Source organism: Streptomyces sp. NWU339, from assembly GCF_003143855.1.
Classification (GTDB): Bacteria; Actinomycetota; Actinomycetes; order Streptomycetales; family Streptomycetaceae; genus Streptomyces.
On record NZ_QFRK01000013.1, the window covers coordinates 179,730 to 200,846 of the forward strand.

Sequence of the window (21,117 nt, forward strand, 5' to 3'; positions counted from 1 at the left end):
AGGACCCGTTGTCCCGCTTCGCGCTCATCAAGGCAGTGCTCGGCCCGATCATGCGCCTGATGTTCCGCCCACGGGTGGAGGGCGCGGAGCACATCCCGGGTGACGGTCCCGTCATCCTGGCCGGCAACCATCTGACGTTCATCGACTCGATCGTCCTGCCGATCGTCTGCGACCGCCAGGTCTTCTTCATCGGCAAGGACGAGTACGTCACCGGCAAGGGCCTCAAAGGGCGGCTGATGGCCTGGTTCTTCACCGGCGTCGGCATGATCCCGGTCGACCGGGACGGCGGCCGGGGCGGGGTCGCGGCGCTGATGACGGGCCGTCGGGTGCTGGAGGAGGGCAGGATCTTCGGCATCTACCCCGAGGGCACCCGCTCCCCCGACGGGCGCCTCTACCGGGGCCGCACCGGTATCGCGCGGCTCACCCTGATGACGGGCGCGCCCGTCGTCCCGTTCGCCATGGTCGGCACCGACAAGCTGCAGCCAGGCGGCGCGGGGCTGCCCCGCCCGGGCAAGGTCACGGTCCGCTTCGGTGAGGCGATGGAGTTCTCCCGTTACGAGGGCATGGACCGCGACCGCTACGTCCTGCGGGCCGTGACCGACTCGGTGATGGCCGAGGTCATGCGCCTGTCCGGGCAGGAGTACGTGGACATGTACGCCAGCAAGGCGAAGGCCGCCTGACCTCGCCCGCCGCGAGGACCACGCACGCCGACGGCGGACCGCTGCTGAAGCGGTCCGCCGTCGGCGTGTCAGTGCCAGGGCAGCTGTCCGCGTCGTTCCCAGTACGCGTGCGGGTCCTCGGGCAGCGCGGCGAGGCGGGAGAGCTGGTCGTCGTCGAGGTCGACGGCCGCCGCTCGCAGGTTGGAGGCGAGCTGGACCACGGTGGCGGCACCGGAGAGGACGACACCGGCCCAGGGCCGGCGCAGCACGAGCGCGAGGGCGACGGCGTCGCAGTCCAGTCCGGTCTCCGCGGCGACGGCCCTGAGCGCGTCGGGAGCGTGGGCCGCGGCCAGCCGTCCGTTGGCCATGCCCTCCTTGACGATCACCGTGAGCCCGGCGTCGTGGGCCTCGGCCAGCGCGGGCTCGGCGGACGTCTCCAGCGCGTTGTACGTGGACTGGACGGTACGGAAGAGGGGTTCGCCCTCGACCGTGACGGCGAGCGCCGCGCGGACGGCGTCCGCCTGGGCCGGGCCGCTGGTGGAGAACCCGACCGTGAGGCCCTGGGCCGCCGCCTCGGCGAGCCTGGCGTGGAGGTCCTTGTCGGTGAGGGCTGGGCTGTCCGGGGTCACCGAGTGGATCTGGTAGAGGTCGAGCCGGTTCCCGAGCAGTGCGTCGGACTCGGCGCGCTGACGCTCGTACGCGGCGAGGGAGTGCTCCTTGACCTCGTGCCGCTCGGCGTCGGTGGACCAGTCCGCGGTGTACGTGTAGCCCCATTTGCTGCCGATGACGACGTCGTCGGCGTCGGGCCGGTCGCTCAGCCAGTCGGCGAGGAACTCCTCGGACCGGCCGTAGGAGCGGGCCGCGTCGAAGTAGCGGACGCCCTGGGCGTAGGCGGCGTCGAGGAGGTCGTGGGTGCGGGTGCGCAGGGCTTCGACACTGCGGTCGCCGCCGAGGTCGGTGTCGCGGTCCAGGTTGATGTAACCGGGCCGGCCGACGGCGGCGAGTCCCAGGCCGATGTGGCAGGTGGGGGTGGTGGCTGTGGCCAGACGTGCGAAGGGCATCGGGGCTCCGTTCGGTCGGCTCCTTGCGGCTGCCCGACCAACGTAACCCGCGATGCCCCTGCGACACCTGCTCCCTTACTTCCTGGCGTTCGCCCAAGCGTGCTGGGCGGCCAGGTCCGCCTTGACCTCGGTGAGCTGCGTGGCGACCGCGCTCGGTGCCGTGCCGCCGCGGCCGCTGCGGGAGGCGAGGGCACCGGGGACGTTGAGGACGGTGCGCACCTCGGGGGTGAGGTGGGCGGAGATCTTCGCGAACTGTTCGTCGGTCAGCTCGTCGAGCTCCTTGCCCTCCGCCTCGGCGACCTTGACGCACTCCCCTGCCACCTCGTGCGCGCCCCGGAACGGCACGCCCTGCTTGACCAGCCACTCGGCGATGTCGGTGGCCAGCGAGAACCCGGCCGGGGCCAGCTCCTCCATGCGCTCGCGGTGCACGGTGAGGGTGGCCATCATGCCGGTGAAGGCCGGGAGCAGGACCTCCAGCTGGTCGATGGAGTCGAAGACCGGCTCCTTGTCCTCCTGGAGGTCGCGGTTGTACGCGAGCGGGAGCGCCTTGAGGGTGGCCATCAGGCCGGTCAGGTTGCCGATCAGCCGGCCCGACTTGCCGCGCGCCAGCTCCGCGATGTCCGGGTTCTTCTTCTGCGGCATGATCGACGAGCCGGTGGAGAAGGCGTCGTGCAGGGTCACGAAGGAGAACTCCTTCGTGTTCCAGATGATGACCTCCTCGGCGATCCGGGAGAGGTTCACGCCGATCATCGCGGTGATGAAGGCGAACTCGGCGACGAAGTCCCGGGAGGCCGTGCCGTCGATGGAGTTGGCCGCGCTGCCGTGCTCGAAACCGAGGTCGCGGGCCACCGCCTCCGGGTCCAGGCCGAGGCTGCTGCCCGCCAGCGCGCCCGAGCCGTACGGCGACACCGCGGTCCGCTCGTCCCACTGGCGCAGCCGCTCGGCGTCCCGGGACAGCGACTGGACGTGGGCGAGGACGTGGTGGGCGAAGAGCACCGGCTGGGCGTGCTGGAGGTGGGTGCGGCCGGGCATGGCCACGTCCGGGTGGGCCTCGGCGAGGCCGACGAGGGCGTCCTGGAGATCGGCGATCAGGCCGCCGAGCGTCCGGGCGTGATCCCGCAGGTACATCCGGAACAGGGTCGCGACCTGGTCGTTCCTGGAACGGCCCGCACGCAGTTTGCCGCCGAGGTCGGGGCCGAGGCGCTCCAGCAGGCCGCGTTCCAGGGCGGTGTGCACGTCCTCGTCGGCGATGGTGCCCGTGAACGAGCCGTCGGCGACGTCCGCCTCGAGCCGGTCGAGGCCCTCGATCATGCGGGTGAGTTCGTCCTCGGTGAGCAGGCCCGCCCCGTGCAGCACGCGCGCGTGCGCACGCGATCCGGCGATGTCGTAGGGCGCGAGCCGCCAGTCGAAGTGGACGGACGCGGACAGCTTGGCCAGGGCCTCGGCGGGACCGTCGGCGAAACGGCCGCCCCAGAGCCGTACGTCACCGCTGTTGCTGCTCACTTGCGTTGCTCCTCGAAGACAGGCAGGTCGTGGATGTGCCACCGCCTCCTCACTCAGGCGCGGGGAGTGAGGAGGCGGTGTCAGAGTAGTGCGTGACGGCTCGCCAGGCGGTCAGGCCGGCAGGGCCTGTCCGGCGGTCAGCCGAGGTCGCGCCTGGCGGCGATCTTCGACGACAGGCTGTAGATGTCGATGAAGCCCTTGGCCGCCGCCTGGTCGAAGGTGTCGCCGGTGTCGTAGGTGGCGAGGTTGAAGTCGTACAGGGACGACTCGGAGCGCCGGCCGGTGACGACGGCGCGGCCGCCGTGCAGGGTCATCCGGATGTCGCCGTTGACGTGCTGGTTGGCCTCGGTGATGAAGCCGTCCAGGGCACGCTTGAGCGGGGAGAACCACTGGCCGTCGTAGACCAGTTCGCCCCAGCGCTGCTCGACCTGCCGCTTGTAGCGGGCGAGTTCGCGCTCGACCGTGACGTTCTCCAGCTCCTGGTGGGCCGTGATCAGCGCGATGGCGCCGGGCGCCTCGTACACCTCGCGGGACTTGATGCCGACGAGGCGGTCCTCGACCATGTCGATCCGGCCGACGCCCTGGGCGCCCGCGCGCTCGTTGAGCTGCTGGATGGCCTGGAGGACGGTGACGGGCTTGCCGTCGATGGCGACCGGCACGCCTTCCTTGAAGGTGATGACGACCTCGTCGGCCTCGCGCGCCACGGAGGGGTTCTGCGTGTACTCGTAGACGTCCTCGATCGGCGCGTTCCAGATGTCCTCGAGGAAGCCGGTCTCGACGGCGCGCCCGAACACGTTCTGGTCGATGGAGTACGGCGACTTCTTCGTGGTCGCGATCGGCAGGCCCTTGGCCTCGCAGAAGGCGATGGCCTTGTCGCGGGTCATGGCGTAGTCACGGACCGGGGCGATGCACTTCAGGTCGGGGGCGAGGGCGACGATGCCGGCCTCGAAGCGGACCTGGTCGTTGCCCTTGCCGGTGCAGCCGTGGGCGACGGTGGTGGCGCCGTGCTTCTGCGCGGCGGCGACGAGGTGCTTGACGATCGTCGGCCGGGACAGCGCGGAGACCAGCGGGTAGCGATCCATGTAGAGGGCGTTGGCCTTGATCGCCGGGAGGCAGTACTCGTCGGCGAATTCGTCCTTGGCGTCGGCGACCTCGGCCTCGACGGCACCGCAGGCGAGCGCGCGCTTGCGGATGACGTCCAGGTCCTCGCCGCCCTGGCCGACGTCGACCGCAACGGCGATGACCTCGGCGCCCGTCTCCTCGGCGATCCAGCCGATGGCGACGGAGGTGTCCAGACCGCCCGAGTAGGCGAGTACGACGCGCTCGGTCACGGGATTCTCCTTACAGTGCATTCGCTGATATGCATGAGTATGCAGGAGGGCGCATGATTCGTCAATCTGCCTCCGCGTGAGGGGCGATTCCGGGGGCGATTGAACGCGGGAAACCGCTTTCCCGTATCTCCGCAGGACGCAGGCGCCGCGTCGGCACGACCGAGACACCACGCGAGACCCACGAAACCCGACCCCACCCCTCGATCCGAGTGAGGCATCCGCATGTCCAGGGCTCTTCCGAAGTACAACAAGCGTCGCGTCGGCCTCATCGGCGGTGCCGCCGCCGTGGCGCTGTCCGGCGCGGTGATCGCCGGATCCGCCCTCGCCGGCGAGTCGTCCGAGGACAGCGCCGCGAACGCCCGGACATTCGCGGGCCCGGGCACGATCAGCTGTCCCGACGTCGCCCCGCGGCTCCCCGCCGTCCCCGCCTCCGCCCAGGCCGAGGTCGACCGCAACCTCGCCGACCTCGACACCCAGATCAACGAGGCCAACAAGCGACTCGTCGACACCGTCGGACAGGGCGGACCCAACTTCGTCCAGAACGCCATCCTCGGCCCCCTCAAGGACAAGCGCGTCGCCGCCATCAACCGCATCGCCACCGCCATCGGCCGCACCGCCGAACGCCCCGCCGGACTGGACGCGCTCGCCCCCTGCACGCTCACGAAGTGACGTGACAGGCGCCGTGGCCGCCCCGTATCCACGCCGGCCGGGGCGGCCACGGACAATATCCTTAGACAGGCGAAGGAAATGTGCTCATAATCGGTGCCCATGGGAAAGACCTATGAGCGCATAGAAGGCCGCCTGCGCACGTTCATCGAGGCGCAGCCGGTCTTCTTCACCGCCACCGCACCCCTGTCCGCCGACGGCACGGTCAACCTCTCACCCAAGGGCCTCAAGGGCTCCTTAGTCGTCCTCGACGAACTCACCGTGGCCTACCTCGACTTCGCCGGCTCCACCGCCGAGGCCATCGCCCACCTGCGGGAGAACGGCCGTATCACCCTGATGTGGTGCGCCTTCCAGGGGCCGCCCACCATCGTGCGCGTCCACGGCCGCGGTGAGCCCGTCTTCCGGGACGACCCGCGCTTTCCCGAACTGCTCGCCCGCTTCCCCGACATCGATCCGACGCTCCACGGCCTGCGCGCGATCGTCGTCGTGACCGCCGAGCTCATCCGTGACTCCTGCGGCTACGCCGTCCCGTTCATGGCCTACGAGGCGGAGCGCGACCTGCACGCGAAGCGGTTCGCGCGGGAGGACGACACCTCGCTGGACGCGTACTTCACCAAGAAGGAGCACATCGCGACCAGCCTGGACGGCCTCCCCGGGCTGCCCCTGCCGCTGCCCCCGTCCCCGGCCTGAGCCGTCCGCCCGGACGCCTCGATCCCCCGAGGGCCGTCCCGGGGCGTTTTCCTCCGCACGCTCCGCAGTTTCGCTGAACGCTCCCGAGTCACGGCACGTATGTGTGGGCCAAGGGTCAAGTCCCACGGAGGAACCGTGACCACCACGCTCGCAGGCGGACGTGCCGCCCGCCGTCAGACGATGCGCCGCATCCGTCCGCGCCGCTCCCCCGCCGTGCCCCTGCTGCTCGCCGTGGGGGCGGGCGCGGCGGCCGTGCTGTGGTTGTGGTGGGACAACACACCGTCCATCTCGGACACCACCGGAAGGATCGTCGCCGCGGGCCGCATCACCGGCCTGCTGGCCGGCTATCTGATGGCCCTCGTGGTGCTGCAGATGGCCCGGGTCCCCGCGCTGGAACGCCGGGTGGGCTCGGACCGGGTGGCCCGCTGGCACGCGATGAGCGGGCGCTACACCGTCAGTCTGGTCATCGCCCACGTCTTCCTCATCATGTGGGGCTACGCCCTCCAGGCCGGCAAGGGCCTCGGCGACATCGTCCAGCAGACGATCACCTCCGTCGACCAGCTGCCGGACATGGGCAAGGCCGCCATCGGCACGGGTCTGCTGTTCGTGATCGCGCTCATCTCGATCGGCCCGGTCCGCCGCCGGCTGCCGTACGACAGCTGGTACCACGTGCACCTGCTGACGTACGCGGCGATGTACCTGACGTTCTGGCACCAGATCACCACCGGGAACGAGTTCGCCGTCGAGCCGGCCGCGAAGACCTTCTGGTACGGGCTCTACGGCGCCGTGACCGCGCTGGTCCTCTGGTACCGGGTGCTCACCCCGATCCGACTGAACCTGCGTCACCGGATGCGGGTCGAGGCGGTCATCGAGGAGACCCCGGGCATCACCTCGGTGCTGATCAGCGGGCGCAAGCTGCACCGGATGGGCGCGGAGGCCGGTCAATTCTTCCGCTGGCGGTTCCTGGCGCCGGGGATGCGGTTCAGCTCCCACCCGTACTCGCTGTCGGCGGCTCCCCGTCCCGACATGCTGCGGATCACCGTGAAGGCGATCGGCGACCACACCTCCCGGCTGCACGAGCTGGAGCCCGGCACCCGGGTGTGGGCGGAGGGACCCTACGGGGCGATGACCGCCCAGCGCCGCAGCCGCGGCAAGGTGCTGCTGGTCGCGGGCGGGGTGGGGATCACCCCGATGCGGGCCCTGTTCGAGACGCTGCCCGGCGCCTCCGGGGACATCACCCTGCTGTACCGGGCCAACACCACCCAGGACCTGGCCCTGTGGGGCGAGCTGGCCAAGATCGCCGAAGAGCGCGGTGCGCGCCTGATGTACGCGGTGAACAGCCCCGAGGGGGAACGCCCCGACATCTCGGCGGACAGCCTGCGGCGGAAGATCCCCGACATCGACGACCACGACGTCTTCATGTGCGGCCCGCCCGGGTTCGCCCAGTCGGTGTACGACGCACTGCGCGGCGCCGGGGTCCCCGCCCGCCGTATCCACCACGAGTCGTTCGAGATGTGAGCGACGGGTCATCCACACCCATCAGGAGCTTGAGAAGCGATGAGGAAGAGTCACCCCGTCCGGCGTGCTGTGCTGGCCACCGCCGCCACCGTCTCCGGGATCGTGCTGCTGCTGACGCTGAAGCCGGATTCCGACCCGGGCTCGGCGGACGCGGCCGGCGGCACGGTCCCGCCCGCGGCCGCGCAGTCCCCGCAGGGCGGCGCCCAGACCATCGCCAACGGCACCGTCACCGGTGACGCGGCGCAGACCCAGTACGGGGCCGTGCAGGTACGGATCACCGTCCAGGGCGGGAAGATCACCAAGGCCGAGGCCGTCCAGTCCCCCAAGGGCGGCCAGAGCGACCAGATCAACGCCGGCGCCGTACCCAAGCTCAACCAGGCCGTGGTCACCGCGCAGAGCGGCGAGATCGACGCGGTGTCCGGCGCCACCTACACCAGCGCCGGCTACAAGAAGTCGCTGCAGTCCGCGCTCGACAAGGCCAGGGCCGCCGCACCGGCCGGGGACGGGCAGGGCGCGGAAAACGCCCAGGCCCTCGGCGACGGCACCGTCACCGGTGACGCGGCGCAGACCCAGTACGGGGCCGTGCAGGTACGGATCACCGTCCAGGGCGGGAAGATCACCAAGGCCGAGGCCGTCCAGTCCCCCAAGGGCGGCCAGAGCGACCAGATCAACGCCGGCGCCGTACCGAAACTCAACCAGTCCGCCGTGGCGGCGGGCAGCGCGGACATCGATGCGGTGTCCGGCGCCACCTACACCAGCACCGGGTACAAGAAGTCGCTGCAGTCCGCACTGGATCAGGCCAGGGCCGCCGGATCGGCCGCGTCCGGCAGCGGATCCGCCGGCAAGAAGGAGCCCGCCGACGAGGAGCCCGCCGGGAAGGAGTCCGCCGGGAGCGGGCAGGGCTCGGAGGGCGGGCAGACCCTCAAGGACGGCACCGTCACCGGTGACGCGGCGCAGACCCAGTACGGGGCCGTGCAGGTACGGATCACCGTCCAGGGCGGGAAGATCACCAAGGCCGAGGCGGTGCAGGCGCCCAAGGGCGGCCAGAGCGACCAGGTCACCTTCTCGTCCGTGCCCCGGCTCAACAAGGCCGTCGTGGAGGCCGGCAACGCGGACGTCGACGCGGTGTCCGGCGCCACCTACACCAGCGCCGGCTACAAGAAATCGCTGCAGTCCGCACTCGACAAGGCCGGTGGCTGACGCCGTGGCCGAGTCCGCACAGGCTCCCGCCGCGGTGCGTCGTACGGAGGAGACGATGGGGACCGTCTTCTCCTTCGACGTCCGCGGCGGGGAACCCGCTGCCGTACACGCGGCGCTGGAGGAGGCGGTCGCCGGGCTGCGCCGCGTCGACGAGGTGTTCAGCACGTACCGCGACGACACCCAGATCTCACGGCTGGCACGCGGCGACCTCACGGTCGAGGAGTGCGACCCCGAGGTCGCCGAGGTGCTGGAGCTGGCCGCGGAGGCGGAACGGGTGAGCGGCGGCTGGTTCAGCCCGCGCTACCGGGGCCGGCTCGACCCGACCGGCATCGTCAAGGGCTGGGCCACCGAGCGGGCCGCGCGGCGGCTCGCGGAGGCCGGGACGGTCGGCGTGAGCCTCAACGGCGGAGGTGACGTCCAGTTGCTGGGCTCCCCGGGGGCCGGGCGGCCGTGGCGGGTGGGCGTGGCGGATCCGCTCCGGCCGGGCGGCCTCGCGGCCGTGGTCTCCGCGGCCGGCGTGGACGAACTGGCCGTCGCCACCTCGGGCACCGCCGAGCGCGGCGACCACATCGTCGACCCGCGCACCGGCCGTTCCGCGGTCACCGACCTGGTCTCGGTGACGGTGGTGGCTCCCCGGCTGGTCTGGGCCGACTGCTGGGCCACCGCCGCCTTCGCGATGGGATCGCGGGAGGGACTCGCCTGGCTGGAGACGCTGCCCGACGTGGAGGCGCTGCTGATCACGGCGGGCGACGAGGTGCGCTGCACGGGCGGCCTGGCGGACCGGCTGGGGTGATCGGGCTGCTCGGGCGCCGCGTGCCCCGGCCGGCCCGGCCCGCGCTCAGTGCCCGTTCTGGGCCAGCCGCAGCATGTGCTCGGCCAGGGCCGGCCCGCCCACCGGGTCGCGACTGATCAGCATCAGCGTGTCGTCACCGGCGATGGTCCCCAGGATGTCGTGCAGTTCGGCCTGGTCGATGGCCGAGGCCAGGAACTGCGCGGCACCCGGAGGGGTGCGCAGGACCACGAGATTGGCGGACGCCTCCGCGGAGATCAGCAGCTCCTGGGAGAGCCGCCGCATCCGCTCCTCCTTCGCCGACTCCCCCAGCGGTGCGCGCGGGGTGCGGAAGCCGCCCTCGCTCGGTACCGCGTAGATGAGGTCTCCGTCGGTGTCGCGGATCTTCACCGCGTTCAGCTCGTCCAGGTCCCGGGAGAGCGTCGCTTGGGTGACGGTCAGTCCGTGGTCGGCGAGCAGCTTCGCCAACTGGCTCTGGGAACGCACCGGTTGCCGGTTGAGTATGTCCACGATCCGGCGGTGGCGGGCGGTGCGGGTCTGCGGTACGGCAGGCCCGACAGGCTGTCCGTGGTCCTGGTCGTGGCTCATCGTCGTCTCATTCTCCGGTCATCCTCGGGGCGTTCCCCGGCTCGTGGTCCGGTTCATCGCCCGGCTCGTCGTCCGGGTCTCGCCCGGCTCGTGGTACGGCTCACCGTCCGGCTCGCCCTTCCCCGTCCGCCGCCCGGCCGACGGCGTCCAGGACGCCGGGCAGTGCCCCGAGGAAAGCGTCCACCGCGTCGTCCCCGAGGATCAGCGGCGGCATCAGCCGTACGACATCGGGGGCGGGCGCGTTCACCAGGAAACCGGCGTCCTGAGCCGCCTGTTGCACCTGGGGCGCGAGCGGTTCGGTGAGCACGATACCCAGGAGGAGGCCCGCACCCCGGACATGGCTGACCAACGGGTTGCCGAGCGCCTCGATTCCGTCGCGGAGCCGCTCGCCCTGCCGCTTGACGTTCTCGAGCAGCCCCTCGTTCTCGATGGTGTCGAGGACGGCGAGGCCGGCGGCGCAGGCGACCGGGTTGCCCCCGAAGGTCGTGCCGTGGTGGCCGGGGTGCAGCAGTTCGGCGGCGCGTCCGAAGGCGACGGCCGCGCCGATCGGCAGCCCGCCGCCGAGTCCCTTGGCGAGGGTGACGACGTCGGGCAGGACGCCTTCGTGGGCCTGGTACTCGAACCAGTTGCCGGTGCGGCCGATGCCGGTCTGCACCTCGTCCAGGACGAGCAGCGCGCCCGTGGCGGCCGTGATGGCGCGGGCGGCCTTCAGATAGCCGGGCGGGGGCACCACGACCCCGTTCTCGCCCTGGATCGGCTCGATGACGACCAGCGCCGTGTCCTCGGTGACCGCGGCAGCCAGGGCCTGCGCGTCGCCGTAGGGGACATGGGTGACGTCCCCGGGCAGCGGTGCGAACGGCTCCCGCTTGCCCGGCTGGCCGGTCAGCGCGAGGGCACCCATGGTGCGGCCGTGGAAGCCGCCGTCGGTGGCGACCATGTGGGTCCGCCCGGTGAGCCGCCCGATCTTGAACGCGGCCTCGTTGGCCTCGGCGCCCGAGTTGCAGAAGTACACCCGGCCCTCGCGGCCGAAGAGCCTCAGGAGCCGTTCGGCGAGCGCGACGGGCGGCTCGGCGACGTACAGGTTGGAGACGTGGCCCAGGGAGGCGATCTGCCGGCTGACGGCCTCCACGACGGCCGGGTGGGCATGGCCGAGCGCGTTGACGGCGATACCGCCGACGAAGTCGGTGTACTCCTTGCCGTCGGCGTCGCGGACGGTGGCGCCCGCGCCGCTGACCAGGGACAGCTTCGGTGTGCCGTAGTTGTTCATGAGCGCGCCCCGCCAGCGCGCGCTCAGCTCCTCGTTGCTCACGACTCCCCCTGTCCGTCCTGCACGTCCTGCGCGTCCTGTCCCTGCGGTGTTCCGTCGGGTACGGCCTCGGTGGCGTCGGCGGGATCGTCGGGCACGACCATGGTGCCGATGCCCTCGTCTGTGAAGATCTCCAGCAGGATCGAGTGCTGGACCCTGCCGTCGATGACGCGGGCCGTGGTCACGCCGTTGCGTACCGCGTGCAGACAGCCCTCCATCTTCGGCACCATGCCCGAGGACAGCTCCGGCAGCAGCTTCTCGAGCTGGGAGGCGGTGAGACGGCTGATCACCTCGTCGGAGTTCGGCCAGTCCTCGTAGAGCCCCTCGACGTCGGTGAGGACCATGAGGGTCTCGGCGTCCAGAGCAGCAGCGAGTGCCGCAGCCGCCGTATCAGCATTGACGTTGTAGACATGGTGGTCGTCCTGGCTCCGGGCGATGGACGAGACGACCGGGATACGGCCGTCGGCGAGCAGTGCCTCGATGGCGCCGGTGTCGATCTCGGTGATCTCACCGACCCGCCCGATGTCGACCGGCTCACCGTCGATCTCGGGCCGGTGCTTGGTCGCGGTGAGGGTGTGCGCGTCCTCACCGGTGAGGCCGACGGCGAACGGGCCGTGCCGGTTGAGCAGCCCGACCAGCTCACGCTGCACCTGTCCGGCCAGCACCATCCGTACGACGTCCATGGCGTCCTCGGTGGTGACCCTGAGGCCGGCCTTGAACTCGCTGACGATGCCGTGCCGGTCGAGCGCGGCGCTGATCTGCGGGCCGCCGCCGTGCACGACGACCGGCTTGAGGCCGGCGTGCCGCAGGAAGACGACGTCCTGGGCGAAGGCGTTCTTCAGTTCCTCGTTCACCATGGCGTTGCCGCCGAACTTGATGACGACGGTCTTGCCGTGGTGCCGGGTCAGCCAGGGCAGCGCCTCGATGAGGATCTGCGCCTTGGGCAGGGCGGTGTGCTTGCGGGTGGTGGTCATGAGGAATAAGCGCTGTTCTCGTGGACGTAGTCGGCGGTGAGGTCGTTGGTCCAGATGGTGGCGGTCGCGTCACCGGCGCCCAGGTCGGCGACGATGTGGACCTCGCGGTAGCGCATGTCGACCTTGTCGCGGTCCTCGCCGACACCGCCGTTCTTGCACACCCAGACGCCGTTGATGGCGACGTCGAGTTCGTCGGGTTCGAAGGCGGCCTTCGTGGTGCCGATCGCGGACAGCACCCGGCCCCAGTTGGGGTCCTCGCCGTGGACGGCGCACTTGAGGAGGTTGTTGCGGGCGATGGAGCGGCCCACCTCGACGGCGTCGTCCTCGGTCGCGGCGCCCACCACCTCGACCTTGATGTCCTTGCTGGCACCCTCGGCGTCGCCGATGAGCTGCCGGCCGAGGTCGTCGCAGACGGCGCGTACCGCCTCGGCGAACTCCGCGTACCCGGGGGTGACGCCGGTGGCGCCGGAGGCCAGCAGCAGCACGGTGTCGTTGGTGGACATGCAGCCGTCGGAGTCGACACGGTCGAAGGTGACCCTGGTGGCGGCGCGCAGGGCCCGGTCCAGCGTCCCGGCGTCGACGTCGGCGTCGGTGGTGAGGACGACCAGCATGGTGGCGAGGCCGGGGGCGAGCATGCCGGCGCCCTTGGCCATCCCGCCGACGGTCCAGCCGCCGTCCGCCGAGGTGACGACGGCCGTCTTGTGCACGCTGTCCGTGGTCTTGATGGCGATGGCGGCCTTCTCACCGCCGTGCTCGGACAGCCGGCCGGCGGCCGCCTCGACCCCCGGCAGCAGCTTGTCCATGGGGAGCGTGACGCCGATGAGACCGGTGGAGCAGACGGCCACCTCGCCCGCGCCGGTCCCCAGCACCTCGGCGGCCTTCTCSGCGGTGGCGTGGGTGTCCTGGAAGCCCTTGGGGCCCGTACAGGCGTTGGCGCCACCGGAGTTGAGGACGACGGCGGCGACCTGGCCGCCCTTGAGCACCTGCTCGGACCAGAGCACGGGTGCGGCCTTGACGCGGTTGGCGGTGAAGACGCCCGCCGCGGCGCGGCGCGGCCCGTTGTTGACCACGAGGGCCAGGTCCGGATTGCCGTTCTCCTTGATCCCGGCGGCGATGCCGGCCGCCGTGAATCCCTTTGCTGCCGTCACACTCACGGCGCGACTCCGATCGTCGTCAGTCCGGTGGACTCGTCGAGCCCGAGGGCGATGTTCATGCTCTGCAGAGCGCCGCCCGCGGTGCCCTTGGTGAGGTTGTCGATGGCGCTGATCGCGACGATCCGGCCGGCTGCCGGGTCGAGGGCCACCTGGACCTGGACGGCGTTCGATCCGTACACGGCCGCGGTGCTGGGCCACTGGCCCTCGGGCAGCAGCCGGACGAAGGGCTCGTCGGCGAACGCCTTCTGGTAGGCGGCCCGGACGGACTCGGCGGTGACCCCGGGCCGCGCGGCGGTGGAGCAGGTGGCGAGGATGCCGCGCGGCATGGGGGCCAGGGTCGGCGTGAAGGAGACGGAGACCCGACGACCCGCCACGGCGCTGAGGTTCTGGATCATCTCGGGGGTGTGCCGGTGGCCGCCGCCCACACCGTACGGCCGCATGGCCCCCATGACCTCGCTGCCCAGCAGATCCGCCCTGGGCGCCTTCCCGGCGCCGGAGGTGCCGGACGCCGCGACGACCACCGCCTCGGGTCCGGCCAGGTCCGCCGCGTACGCGGGGAAGAGCGCCAGCGACACGGCGGTCGGGTAGCAGCCCGGCACCGCGATGCGCCGGGCGCCTGCCAGCACGGCGCGCGCGCCCGGCAGTTCGGGCAGGCCGTAGGGCCAGGTGCCGGCGTGCGGCGTGCCGTAGAACGTCTCCCAGTCGGTCGCGTCCGCGAGGCGGAAGTCCGCGCCGCAGTCGATGACGAGCGTCTCGTCGCCCAACTGCTGTGCGACGGCGGCGGACTGCCCGTGCGGCAGGGCGAGGAAGACGACGTCGTGCCCGGCGAGCACGTCGGCGGTGGTGGGCTGCACCTCCCGCTCGGCCAGCGGTGTCAGGTGCGGCTGCAGCGTGCCAAGACGCTGTCCGGTGCTGGAATGGCCGGTCAGGGCACCGATCTCCACCCCGGGGTGCGCCAGCAGCAGGCGCAGGAGCTCGCCCCCTGCATAGCCGCTCGCTCCGGCCACGGCTGCTCGCACGGTCATGAACCCTCCTGGTTGACAGACATGTCGTTCTCACACGCCGTGGGGGTCCGCCTCGGCGTCAGCCGGACGTCGTGCCGCAGAACTCGGCGTTCAGGGTGGGGAGGAGCTGCGAGGCTTCCCAGTCGCTGTTGTAGTTGACCGTGAGCTGGTGGCGGCCGTCCTCGGTGAAGGCGGCAAACGTGAGTGATCCCACGGTGCCTCCGTCGTGGTACCAGAGGCTGATGCCACAGCTCATCTCGAGCCGTTCGATGCCGAGCCCGTAGGACGTGATCGGGAGATCGGGGTTGACGACGGTCGTCTTCATTTCTTCGAGCTGCTGCGCCGGCAGCAGCTTCCCGCGCATCAGGGCCCGGTAGAACCGGTTCAGATCGCCCGCGCTGGAGATGATGTCGCCGTCGCCCCAGACCTGTGACCCGTTGAACTCGCTGACGTCGTCGATCCGGTCCGGCTGCGAGAAGAAGAAGAGCTTGGAGTAACCGCGGCTGCTCGGCTGGGGCAGGGTGGTGCTCGTACCGGGGCTGGACGTCGCCTTGAGCCCCAGCGGTTTGGTGATGCGCTTGCGCACCTCGTTCTCGTACGACGTGCCGCCGACCTTCTCGACGATCAGCGCGGCCAGGAGGTCGTTGGTGTGGGAGAACGAGTGCCTGGCACCGGGCTGGAACTGCGGTGCGTGGGAGAAGGCCACCTTCAGGCGCTGCTCGGGCGTCAGGGTGTCGTACCGGTGCTGAAGGAAGCCGTCGCCCAGGATGTACTTCTCGTAGTAGGTCGGCTCGATGACGTAGTCGAACAGACCGCTGGTGTGGTTGAGGAGCTGCCGCACGGTGATCGAGCGTCCGTCGTTGCCGTTGCCCGTGACCACGCCGGGCAGATGGTGCTCCACGGTGTCGTCGAGGCTGAGCTTCTTCTCCGCCTCCATCTGGAGCAGGACCGTCGCCACGAAGGTGTTGGTGATGCTGCCGACACGGAACCGGTCGTTCTTGTGGCGCGGCGCGCCGGACTCCAGGTCGCCCACGCCCGTTGCCGACTGCCAGACTCCCCGGGAGTCTCGGGCTTCGGCGGTGACGCCGGGGACACCGGCCTCGATGGCCGCGTCGATCGCGCGCTGCGTCGCCTGGTGGTCGGCCGGCTTGGGGGCCGTGCCCCGCGATGCCTGGGCGGGGCCCGTCAGGGCGGTGGCCGTGAGTGCCACCGCCGCCAGAGCGACCATGCCGATCCTTGGTCTCTTCCGTATTGTCATTTCCTGCTCCTGAGAGTCATTCGTACTTGGCTGACGCCGTACTTGTGCGGTGCGTCGGCGGCACAGTAGGTCACTTGCCTTGAGCGCGGGTCGTTTGTGCGGCATGACCGCGGACGAGGGCGCAGTGGTCGAGTCGTGCGCCGGAGGCGCGCAGGACCGACGGGGCGCGCAGGCCGTGGGAGTCGGTCAGGAGAGCGCTGAGGGTCCTGTCCTGCCGTAGTCGCTCGATGCGGCGACGCAGGCGGGCGATCTCCCCGTCGAGGGGGAGTGCCGCGTCGTCCGCCTCCGCAGGCGCCGCCTCGGCTCGGGACGAGCCGGCCGGGGGCTCGCCGCCGTGGCGAGGGCCGGGTCGTGGTGGAGGAACGTCTCCATCAGGCCGCGCAGAGCGGGGCCCGGCTCGATAACGAGTTCGTGCACCATGCGGTCGCGCGCCCGTTCGCACACGCGCAGTGCCTCTGCCTGCCGGCCGCAGCGGTGGAAGGAGACCAACAGCAGGTCGTGGAACCTTTCCCGCAGGGGGTGACCGGAAGCGCGCGGTGTCCGTTTCGACGGGGGCGAGCCTCAGGATGCAGCCGCACGGGGTGGTCATGATCCACGGGCGCTGCGCGCGCGGGGCGGCATCCTTCCTCTGCGGTCCGGTCTGCTCCTCCTGGACTTCCACGAGACCGGGAACGCGGATCTCCATCGCTTTCCCTCACGTGCCGGAGCGTGTCGCACCCGCCGCCTCGAGCGTCGTGGTCGCGTCCCGCTCGATCTGCCGCAGCAGCGGCCCGGGATCGTTCCGGAAGTAGAAGTGACCGCCGTCGAAGACCCGCAGGCCCAGAAAGTGGTCGGTGTGCTCCTGCCAGCCGGCCATCCGCGCCGGTGAAGAGTCGTGGTCCTCGGCGCCCGCGAAGGCGGACAGCGCCACGGGCAGCGGGCCGGCGCCGGGCGCGGGGCGCCAGGTCTCCACCAGACGCAGGTCGGCCCGGATGATCGGGTCGAACAGGGCCCACAGCTCGGAGTCGTCGAAGAGCCCGTCGGGAGTGCCGCCGAGCAGCTTCAGACGGATTTGCAGCTCGGCGTCGGGCAGCTCGTGGTACCGGCTTCCCTGCCCGGTCAGCTGCGGTGCTGCCCGGGCGGAGACACCGACCCACACCGGCAGCGGCAAGCCCCGATCGGCGGCCCGCCGGGTCATCTCGTACGTCACGAGGGCGCCCATGCTGTGCCCGAAAAGAGCGTAGGGGCATGTCAGTTCGGGCTCGATGCTGCTCAGCAGGAAGTCGGCGAGGCGGTCGGCGTCGGCGATCGGCGGCACGTCGGAGAGGAGGCCGTGGCCCGGCGCGTCGAGCAGCCGCACGTCCCACGTGTCCGGCAGCCCGGCCGGCCAGTGGCGGTACAGGAGGTGTGAGCCCCCCGCGTGGTGCAGGACGAACAGGCGCAAGGCAGGTCGTGTGCTGTCCATCGCTCCCCCTCGGTTCGGGCCGTGCGTCTTCGGACCATAGACCGGTGTTCGGCCGACGGGACGCGGGCACCAGCTGGATTCTGCCGCCGGTGTGGCAGCCCTTGAGCGGTCCTCAGGTGACGCGCTGTGGACATGAGGCGGCGGACATCGCCGGCTCCGGCCGCGACGTGCCCGCTCGAGCAAAGCTCGACGGAGTCTCAAAAGGGCTGGGGAACAGTGGGCGGTCGGCTACCGGCAACGCGGGCAGCCAGGTCCGTACGACGACTGCGGCCCGGCTCAGAAGGCCAGGCCCTCCCCAGCACCGCTCGAACCGGAGCGGACAGCGGACGGACCCGATCGGCTGCCGCACGTTCTCATCCCAGGAACGTGCGGCAGCCGATCTCCTTTTGTACGTGGAGGACCGGCGGCCCCGGCCCGAGGGCAGGCAGCTCCTGAGCGAACCTCGAGCGCCGTGCGACGCAGCGGTCCGACCGGCGGACCACGCCCGGGCCAACGAAGTCCGGAGAGGGGACGAACCAGTGAACGACGACTCGCGAGAGCGTGACCGACCACTCCGCTACGCCCACACCCCCAGCTGCGTCGGCCTCACGGCGTGTGCCGGTGCCCCGCCACTGCGGCTCGCCGGAGCCGACGACGACGCGGCCGTCGCAGCCGAGCCGCACGTCGTCCGCGGTATCGACTGAGGCAACGTTCACCCCCGACTTCGGGGCTCTGCGGGGCAGCGATTGTCGTACCGGCACTGCCCACGGGCCGCAAACCGGGCATCCTGACACAGGAACCCGGCGGGGTACAGAGGATCCCGGCGGGGGCAGGGCCGGGCGGACGATCGGGAGCCGGCGAGCCTGCCGCCCTTGTAGCGCTGACGGCCGATTCCTTACGGTGACGTGGCAACGGCGGGTCGCCACTGATGCCGGGTGTCCCGTCGACCGGACAGCCGAGTGTCCTGTCGACCGGACGACGCCGATCGGCGAACCCGCGCCCGGTGCTGTCCTGCACCCGGCCTGGCGATTTCCCATCCACGAGTCACGTCATCCGTGACGGTTAAGGACGGTGGCAGTTGAGTACGAACCCCTTCGACGACGAGAACGGCCGCTTCTACGTCGTGGTCAACGACGAGGAGCAGCACTCCCTGTGGCCGGTGTTCGCCGAGGTGCCCGCAGGCTGGCGGGTGGTCTTCGGCGAGGCGGCCAGGGCCGAGTGCCTGGAGTACGTCGAGCAGAACTGGACCGACCTGCGCCCCAAGAGCCTGCAGGAGGCCATGGCGGCGGACTGAACGCCGCTCGCAGAGCCGTACGGCACGCACCTGCGCTCGTCCCGGACCCGCGGCTGCCCGCCGACGGGCTCACGGACCCGACCGGGACCACGCCGTCCGGCCGCATGAACCCGGAGCCCCGACGGAAGGCGCTGCGGCCCGCGGTGCTCGGCTTCGCGGGCCCGCACGTCCAGGAAGTGGAACGACAGTGATCGCCGTCCGGGTGCTTGGTCGAGTGATCGGTTCACGCCCAGGCAAACACTCTGAGTGGGGAGATGAAGGTTGTGAGGGGCGCTGCGAAAACCGCGAGCGCGGGGCCGGTGGGCAACAGCGGTGAGCCCGTGCAGCGCGATGTGTTCCTGTCCTTCGCGGGGTCACAAGCCAAGGTGCAGAAGTCGGGGATGCTCTTCCCGCAGAACCTGCCGGAGCGGTCCTGGGAGCAGATCGGGACCAACCTGCGCGAGCTCGTGAACTCCTCGGCGTGGTGGCTGGCCGACTGGCTGATCTACGGGGAGACCGCCTACGGGTGGCGGCGGTACAAGGAAGCGATCGAGCGAACCGGTCTCGACTACCAGACCTTGCGCAACTACGCGTGGGTCGCCCGGCGGTTCGAGCACCACCGCAGGCGGGACAGCCTCAGCTTCGCCCACCACGCCGAGGTGACCCGCCTGTCGCCACCGGAGCAGGACTACTGGCTGCGCAAGGCCGAACAGCAGAAGTGGTCGCGCAACGAACTCCGCAAGGCGGTTCGCGCCAGTCTGGCCGTGCAGAGCGAGAAGGCCGAGATCCCCCCGGGCAGCGGCGACGAGAAGCAAGAGGTGCTCCGGCTGGCCGAGTCGCCGGCCGCAGAGAAGCGCCAGCAGAAGGTCACCACGCTCACCATCGAGCTGTCCGCCGACCAACTGGAGTACTACTCGAAGGCGGCAGCCGCACACGGCCTGCCCGTCGACAAGTGGGTGACCCAGATGCTCGACACCGCCGATCGGCGCACGGCCGACCGGCGCACCGCCTAGAGGCGCACCGCCCGCAGGTGCCGGCAAGCCCGTTCCTCGTGGTGCGCCGGCGGTTCGTCCGATCGGACACCTCTCATATCGGAGTCAGTTGATGATCCTTCAGGGAAAGCGGGTCACCCTGCCCTCGGCGCCCGTCGTCCACAAGCAGTTCGAGGCGAACGCGCGGACCGCCCCCGACGCCGTCGCCGTCGTCTGGGCCAACCGGCAGGTGACGTACGCGGAGCTGGACGCGAAGGCGAATCGTTTCGCGCACTTCCTCGCCGCACGCGGACACGGCCGGGGCGCGAAGGTCGGCGTCTGTCTCGACTACTCGATCGACATGCTCGTCGCCATCCTCGGCACGCTGAAGGCGGGCGCGGCCTACGTGCCGTTCGACCCGGCCTACCCGGCGGCGCGACTGCAGCTGCTGCTGGGCCAGGTGCCCGATCTCGCCCTGATCGTGGCCTCACCGGCGACGGCCGGGATGGTCGAGTCGGCAGGCATCGAGGTCATCGATCTCGAGCAGCTGTCGGATCACCTGGCAGGCCTCCCGGCGACCGGTCCCGACGTCGACGTCACCGGGGACGACGTGTGCTACGCGGTCTTCACGTCCGGGTCGACCGGCACGCCGAAGCTGACCGCGGTGCGGCACGAGGGCTGGTTCAACCTGATGAACTGGCTCAAGCTCGAGTACGGCCTGCACAGCGGGTCGAACAACCTGGTCGTCAGTGCGTTCGGCTTCGACCTCTCCCAGCGCGCCCTGATGACGCCGCTGTTCTGCGGCGCCACCCAGTACCTGCTGGCGAGCCGGAACTTCGACGCCATGATGGCCTACCGCATCCTGACCGAGCACGAGATACGTGTGGTGCACTGCGCCTCGAGCACGCTGTACCTGCTGGTGGACTGGGAGACCGCACGCGGCGGTGACGCCCTCGCCCGGCTCGACTACGTGCTCTTCGGCGGGGAGGCACTGAAGGTCGAACGGCTCACGGACTGGGCGCGGCGCGAGGGCAACACGTGCACCCTCCTGCACCAGTACGGCGTCGCCGAGTGCACGGATGTCGCGACCTCGTACGATCTCGCCGACTACCGGCCCGGCGAACACGACATCCCACCGGTCGGCAAGCCGGCCTACAACACCGAGATCCACCTCCTCGACGAGGACCTGCGCGGTGTCGCGCCGGGGGAGCAGGGCGAGATCTGCATCGCCGGGGCCAGCGTCGGCGCGGGCTACCTCAACGCGGGTCCTGAGAACCAGAAGTTCACGACGATCGAGATCGACGGAGAGCCGCGCAGGGTCTACCGCACGGGTGACCGCGGCTGTGTGACCGAGGCCGGCGACCTCATCGTCCTCGGCAGGATCGACGCGCAGGTGAAGGTGCGCGGGATGCGCATCGACCCCACCGACATCGAGCGCGCGCTCGCCCGGCTGGGCGGGGTCCGGGAGGCCGCCGTGGTGGTCACGTACACCGACTCCGGCGAGGCCGAGCTGACCGCGTTCATCGTCCCGGTGGGGGACGATCTCGCCGCGGACGACGTGCGCACCGGTCTCCTGAAGACTCTGCCGCGGAACATGGTTCCGGCCAGGTTCCTGAACATCCCGCGGCTTCCGTTGAGCCCGCATGGAAAAGTCGACCGCGCGGCGCTGGTCGATGTGTTCCGGAAACAGTACGCCGGCAGCGGAACTGCGGCGTAGTCGACGGACTTTGCTGAAAACCGAGAGGACT

General features: G+C 70.8%; 21 protein-coding genes. 10 read left to right on the forward strand and 11 right to left on the reverse strand.

The window, feature by feature from the left end:
• The first annotated feature begins 8 nt into the window (after positions 1-8).
• Positions 9-680: a 1-acyl-sn-glycerol-3-phosphate acyltransferase gene (locus DIZ27_RS18455; protein ID WP_109379519.1), complete on the forward strand. Its 672-nt coding sequence runs from the start codon at positions 9-11 to the stop codon at positions 678-680.
• Between the two features lie 68 nt (positions 681-748).
• Here DIZ27_RS18455 and DIZ27_RS18460 read toward each other — a convergent pair whose 3' ends face one another.
• The 3 genes from DIZ27_RS18460 to DIZ27_RS18470 all read right to left on the reverse strand — a co-directional run bounded on the left by DIZ27_RS18460 (position 749) and on the right by DIZ27_RS18470 (position 4,554).
• The gene (locus tag DIZ27_RS18460; protein WP_109379520.1) at positions 749-1,720 is read right to left on the reverse strand and encodes an aldo/keto reductase; all 972 of its coding nucleotides are present in this window, start codon (positions 1,718-1,720) and stop codon (positions 749-751) included.
• 75 nt (positions 1,721-1,795) lie between these two features.
• A complete protein-coding gene (argH, locus tag DIZ27_RS18465) occupies positions 1,796-3,223 on the reverse strand; it encodes an argininosuccinate lyase (protein ID WP_109379521.1) in 1,428 nt (475 codons plus the stop codon).
• Positions 3,224-3,360: 137 nt separating this feature from the next.
• Entirely contained in the window at positions 3,361-4,554 is a 1,194-nt protein-coding gene (locus tag DIZ27_RS18470; RefSeq protein WP_181383575.1) for an argininosuccinate synthase, read from the reverse strand.
• Between the two features lie 222 nt (positions 4,555-4,776).
• Between DIZ27_RS18470 and DIZ27_RS18475 the strand changes: the two genes are divergently transcribed.
• The 5 genes from DIZ27_RS18475 (at position 4,777) to DIZ27_RS18495 (ending at position 9,421) form a co-directional block, all read left to right on the forward strand.
• Positions 4,777-5,223, forward strand: coding sequence for a hypothetical protein (locus DIZ27_RS18475; protein WP_109379523.1), 447 nt, complete (start codon positions 4,777-4,779; stop codon positions 5,221-5,223).
• A 99-nt stretch (positions 5,224-5,322) separates the two neighbouring features.
• Entirely contained in the window at positions 5,323-5,910 is a 588-nt protein-coding gene (locus DIZ27_RS18480; RefSeq protein ID WP_109379524.1) for a pyridoxamine 5'-phosphate oxidase family protein, read from the forward strand.
• Positions 5,911-6,045: 135 nt separating this feature from the next.
• A complete protein-coding gene (locus DIZ27_RS18485; RefSeq protein WP_181383576.1) occupies positions 6,046-7,428 on the forward strand; it encodes a ferric reductase-like transmembrane domain-containing protein in 1,383 nt (460 codons plus the stop codon).
• Between the two features lie 39 nt (positions 7,429-7,467).
• Positions 7,468-8,628 (forward strand): FMN-binding protein, encoded by a 1,161-nt coding sequence (locus DIZ27_RS18490; protein WP_109379525.1) that lies wholly within the window; start codon positions 7,468-7,470, stop codon positions 8,626-8,628.
• A gap of 55 nt (positions 8,629-8,683) precedes the next feature.
• The gene (locus tag DIZ27_RS18495; protein ID WP_109379570.1) at positions 8,684-9,421 is read left to right on the forward strand and encodes an FAD:protein FMN transferase; all 738 of its coding nucleotides are present in this window, start codon (positions 8,684-8,686) and stop codon (positions 9,419-9,421) included.
• Positions 9,422-9,466: 45 nt separating this feature from the next.
• Here the strand turns inward: DIZ27_RS18495 and DIZ27_RS18500 are convergent, their stop codons facing one another.
• The 8 genes from DIZ27_RS18500 to DIZ27_RS18535 form a co-directional block, all read right to left on the reverse strand.
• Positions 9,467-10,006, reverse strand: a complete 540-nt coding sequence (locus tag DIZ27_RS18500; RefSeq protein ID WP_109379526.1) for an arginine repressor — start codon at positions 10,004-10,006, stop codon at positions 9,467-9,469.
• Between the two features lie 100 nt (positions 10,007-10,106).
• Entirely contained in the window at positions 10,107-11,315 is a 1,209-nt protein-coding gene (locus tag DIZ27_RS18505) for an acetylornithine transaminase (RefSeq protein WP_109379527.1), read from the reverse strand.
• Positions 11,312-12,286: an acetylglutamate kinase gene (argB, locus tag DIZ27_RS18510; protein WP_258308430.1), complete on the reverse strand. Its 975-nt coding sequence runs from the start codon at positions 12,284-12,286 to the stop codon at positions 11,312-11,314. Before argB ends, DIZ27_RS18505 begins: the two co-directional genes overlap by 4 nt.
• Positions 12,283-13,440 (reverse strand): bifunctional glutamate N-acetyltransferase/amino-acid acetyltransferase ArgJ, encoded by a 1,158-nt coding sequence (gene argJ, locus DIZ27_RS18515; RefSeq protein ID WP_109379528.1) that lies wholly within the window; start codon positions 13,438-13,440, stop codon positions 12,283-12,285. The genes argB and argJ overlap by 4 nt, the downstream gene beginning before the upstream one ends.
• Positions 13,437-14,465, reverse strand: coding sequence for an N-acetyl-gamma-glutamyl-phosphate reductase (argC, locus tag DIZ27_RS18520; protein ID WP_109379529.1), 1,029 nt, complete (start codon positions 14,463-14,465; stop codon positions 13,437-13,439). The genes argJ and argC overlap by 4 nt, the downstream gene beginning before the upstream one ends.
• Before the next feature lie 58 nt (positions 14,466-14,523).
• Positions 14,524-15,702 carry a serine hydrolase gene (locus DIZ27_RS18525; RefSeq protein ID WP_258308431.1) on the reverse strand — a complete coding sequence of 393 codons (1,179 nt, stop codon included), beginning with the start codon at positions 15,700-15,702 and terminating at the stop codon, positions 14,524-14,526.
• A 186-nt stretch (positions 15,703-15,888) separates the two neighbouring features.
• On the reverse strand, positions 15,889-16,191 hold the full coding sequence (locus DIZ27_RS18530) for a BTAD domain-containing putative transcriptional regulator (protein WP_258308432.1): 303 nt from the start codon (positions 16,189-16,191) through the stop codon (positions 15,889-15,891).
• 205 nt (positions 16,192-16,396) lie between these two features.
• Positions 16,397-17,146: a thioesterase II family protein gene (locus tag DIZ27_RS18535; RefSeq protein ID WP_109379532.1), complete on the reverse strand. Its 750-nt coding sequence runs from the start codon at positions 17,144-17,146 to the stop codon at positions 16,397-16,399.
• 518 nt (positions 17,147-17,664) lie between these two features.
• Between DIZ27_RS18535 and DIZ27_RS45760 the strand changes: the two genes are divergently transcribed.
• From DIZ27_RS45760 to DIZ27_RS18550, 4 genes are all read left to right on the forward strand, one after another.
• Positions 17,665-17,829, forward strand: coding sequence for a hypothetical protein (locus tag DIZ27_RS45760; RefSeq protein ID WP_181383577.1), 165 nt, complete (start codon positions 17,665-17,667; stop codon positions 17,827-17,829).
• A gap of 374 nt (positions 17,830-18,203) precedes the next feature.
• Entirely contained in the window at positions 18,204-18,419 is a 216-nt protein-coding gene (locus DIZ27_RS18540; protein ID WP_109379533.1) for an MbtH family protein, read from the forward strand.
• A gap of 254 nt (positions 18,420-18,673) precedes the next feature.
• On the forward strand, positions 18,674-19,411 hold the full coding sequence (locus DIZ27_RS18545) for an LmbU family transcriptional regulator (RefSeq protein WP_181383578.1): 738 nt from the start codon (positions 18,674-18,676) through the stop codon (positions 19,409-19,411).
• Positions 19,412-19,502: 91 nt separating this feature from the next.
• Positions 19,503-21,086, forward strand: a complete 1,584-nt coding sequence (locus DIZ27_RS18550) for an amino acid adenylation domain-containing protein (RefSeq protein ID WP_109379535.1) — start codon at positions 19,503-19,505, stop codon at positions 21,084-21,086.
• Positions 21,087-21,117: the final 31 nt, after the last annotated feature.

Excerpts from the sequence above, each read along its gene's own strand:
- DIZ27_RS18460 (WP_109379520.1), bottom strand. The coding sequence starts at position 1,720 with ATGCCCTTCGCACGTCTGGCCACAGCCACCACCCCCACCTGCCACATC.
- DIZ27_RS18475 (WP_109379523.1), top strand. The coding sequence starts at position 4,777 with ATGTCCAGGGCTCTTCCGAAGTACAACAAGCGTCGCGTCGGCCTCATC.
- DIZ27_RS18480 (WP_109379524.1), top strand. The coding sequence starts at position 5,323 with ATGGGAAAGACCTATGAGCGCATAGAAGGCCGCCTGCGCACGTTCATC.
- DIZ27_RS18490 (WP_109379525.1), top strand. The coding sequence starts at position 7,468 with ATGAGGAAGAGTCACCCCGTCCGGCGTGCTGTGCTGGCCACCGCCGCC.
- DIZ27_RS18495 (WP_109379570.1), top strand. The coding sequence starts at position 8,684 with ATGGGGACCGTCTTCTCCTTCGACGTCCGCGGCGGGGAACCCGCTGCC.
- DIZ27_RS18500 (WP_109379526.1), bottom strand. The coding sequence starts at position 10,006 with ATGAGCCACGACCAGGACCACGGACAGCCTGTCGGGCCTGCCGTACCG.
- argB (WP_258308430.1), bottom strand. The coding sequence starts at position 12,286 with ATGACCACCACCCGCAAGCACACCGCCCTGCCCAAGGCGCAGATCCTC.
- argC (WP_109379529.1), bottom strand. The coding sequence starts at position 14,465 with ATGACCGTGCGAGCAGCCGTGGCCGGAGCGAGCGGCTATGCAGGGGGC.
- DIZ27_RS18525 (WP_258308431.1), bottom strand. The coding sequence starts at position 15,702 with ATGACAATACGGAAGAGACCAAGGATCGGCATGGTCGCTCTGGCGGCG.
- DIZ27_RS18535 (WP_109379532.1), bottom strand. The coding sequence starts at position 17,146 with ATGGACAGCACACGACCTGCCTTGCGCCTGTTCGTCCTGCACCACGCG.
- DIZ27_RS18545 (WP_181383578.1), top strand. The coding sequence starts at position 18,674 with ATGAAGGTTGTGAGGGGCGCTGCGAAAACCGCGAGCGCGGGGCCGGTG.
- DIZ27_RS18550 (WP_109379535.1), top strand. The coding sequence starts at position 19,503 with ATGATCCTTCAGGGAAAGCGGGTCACCCTGCCCTCGGCGCCCGTCGTC.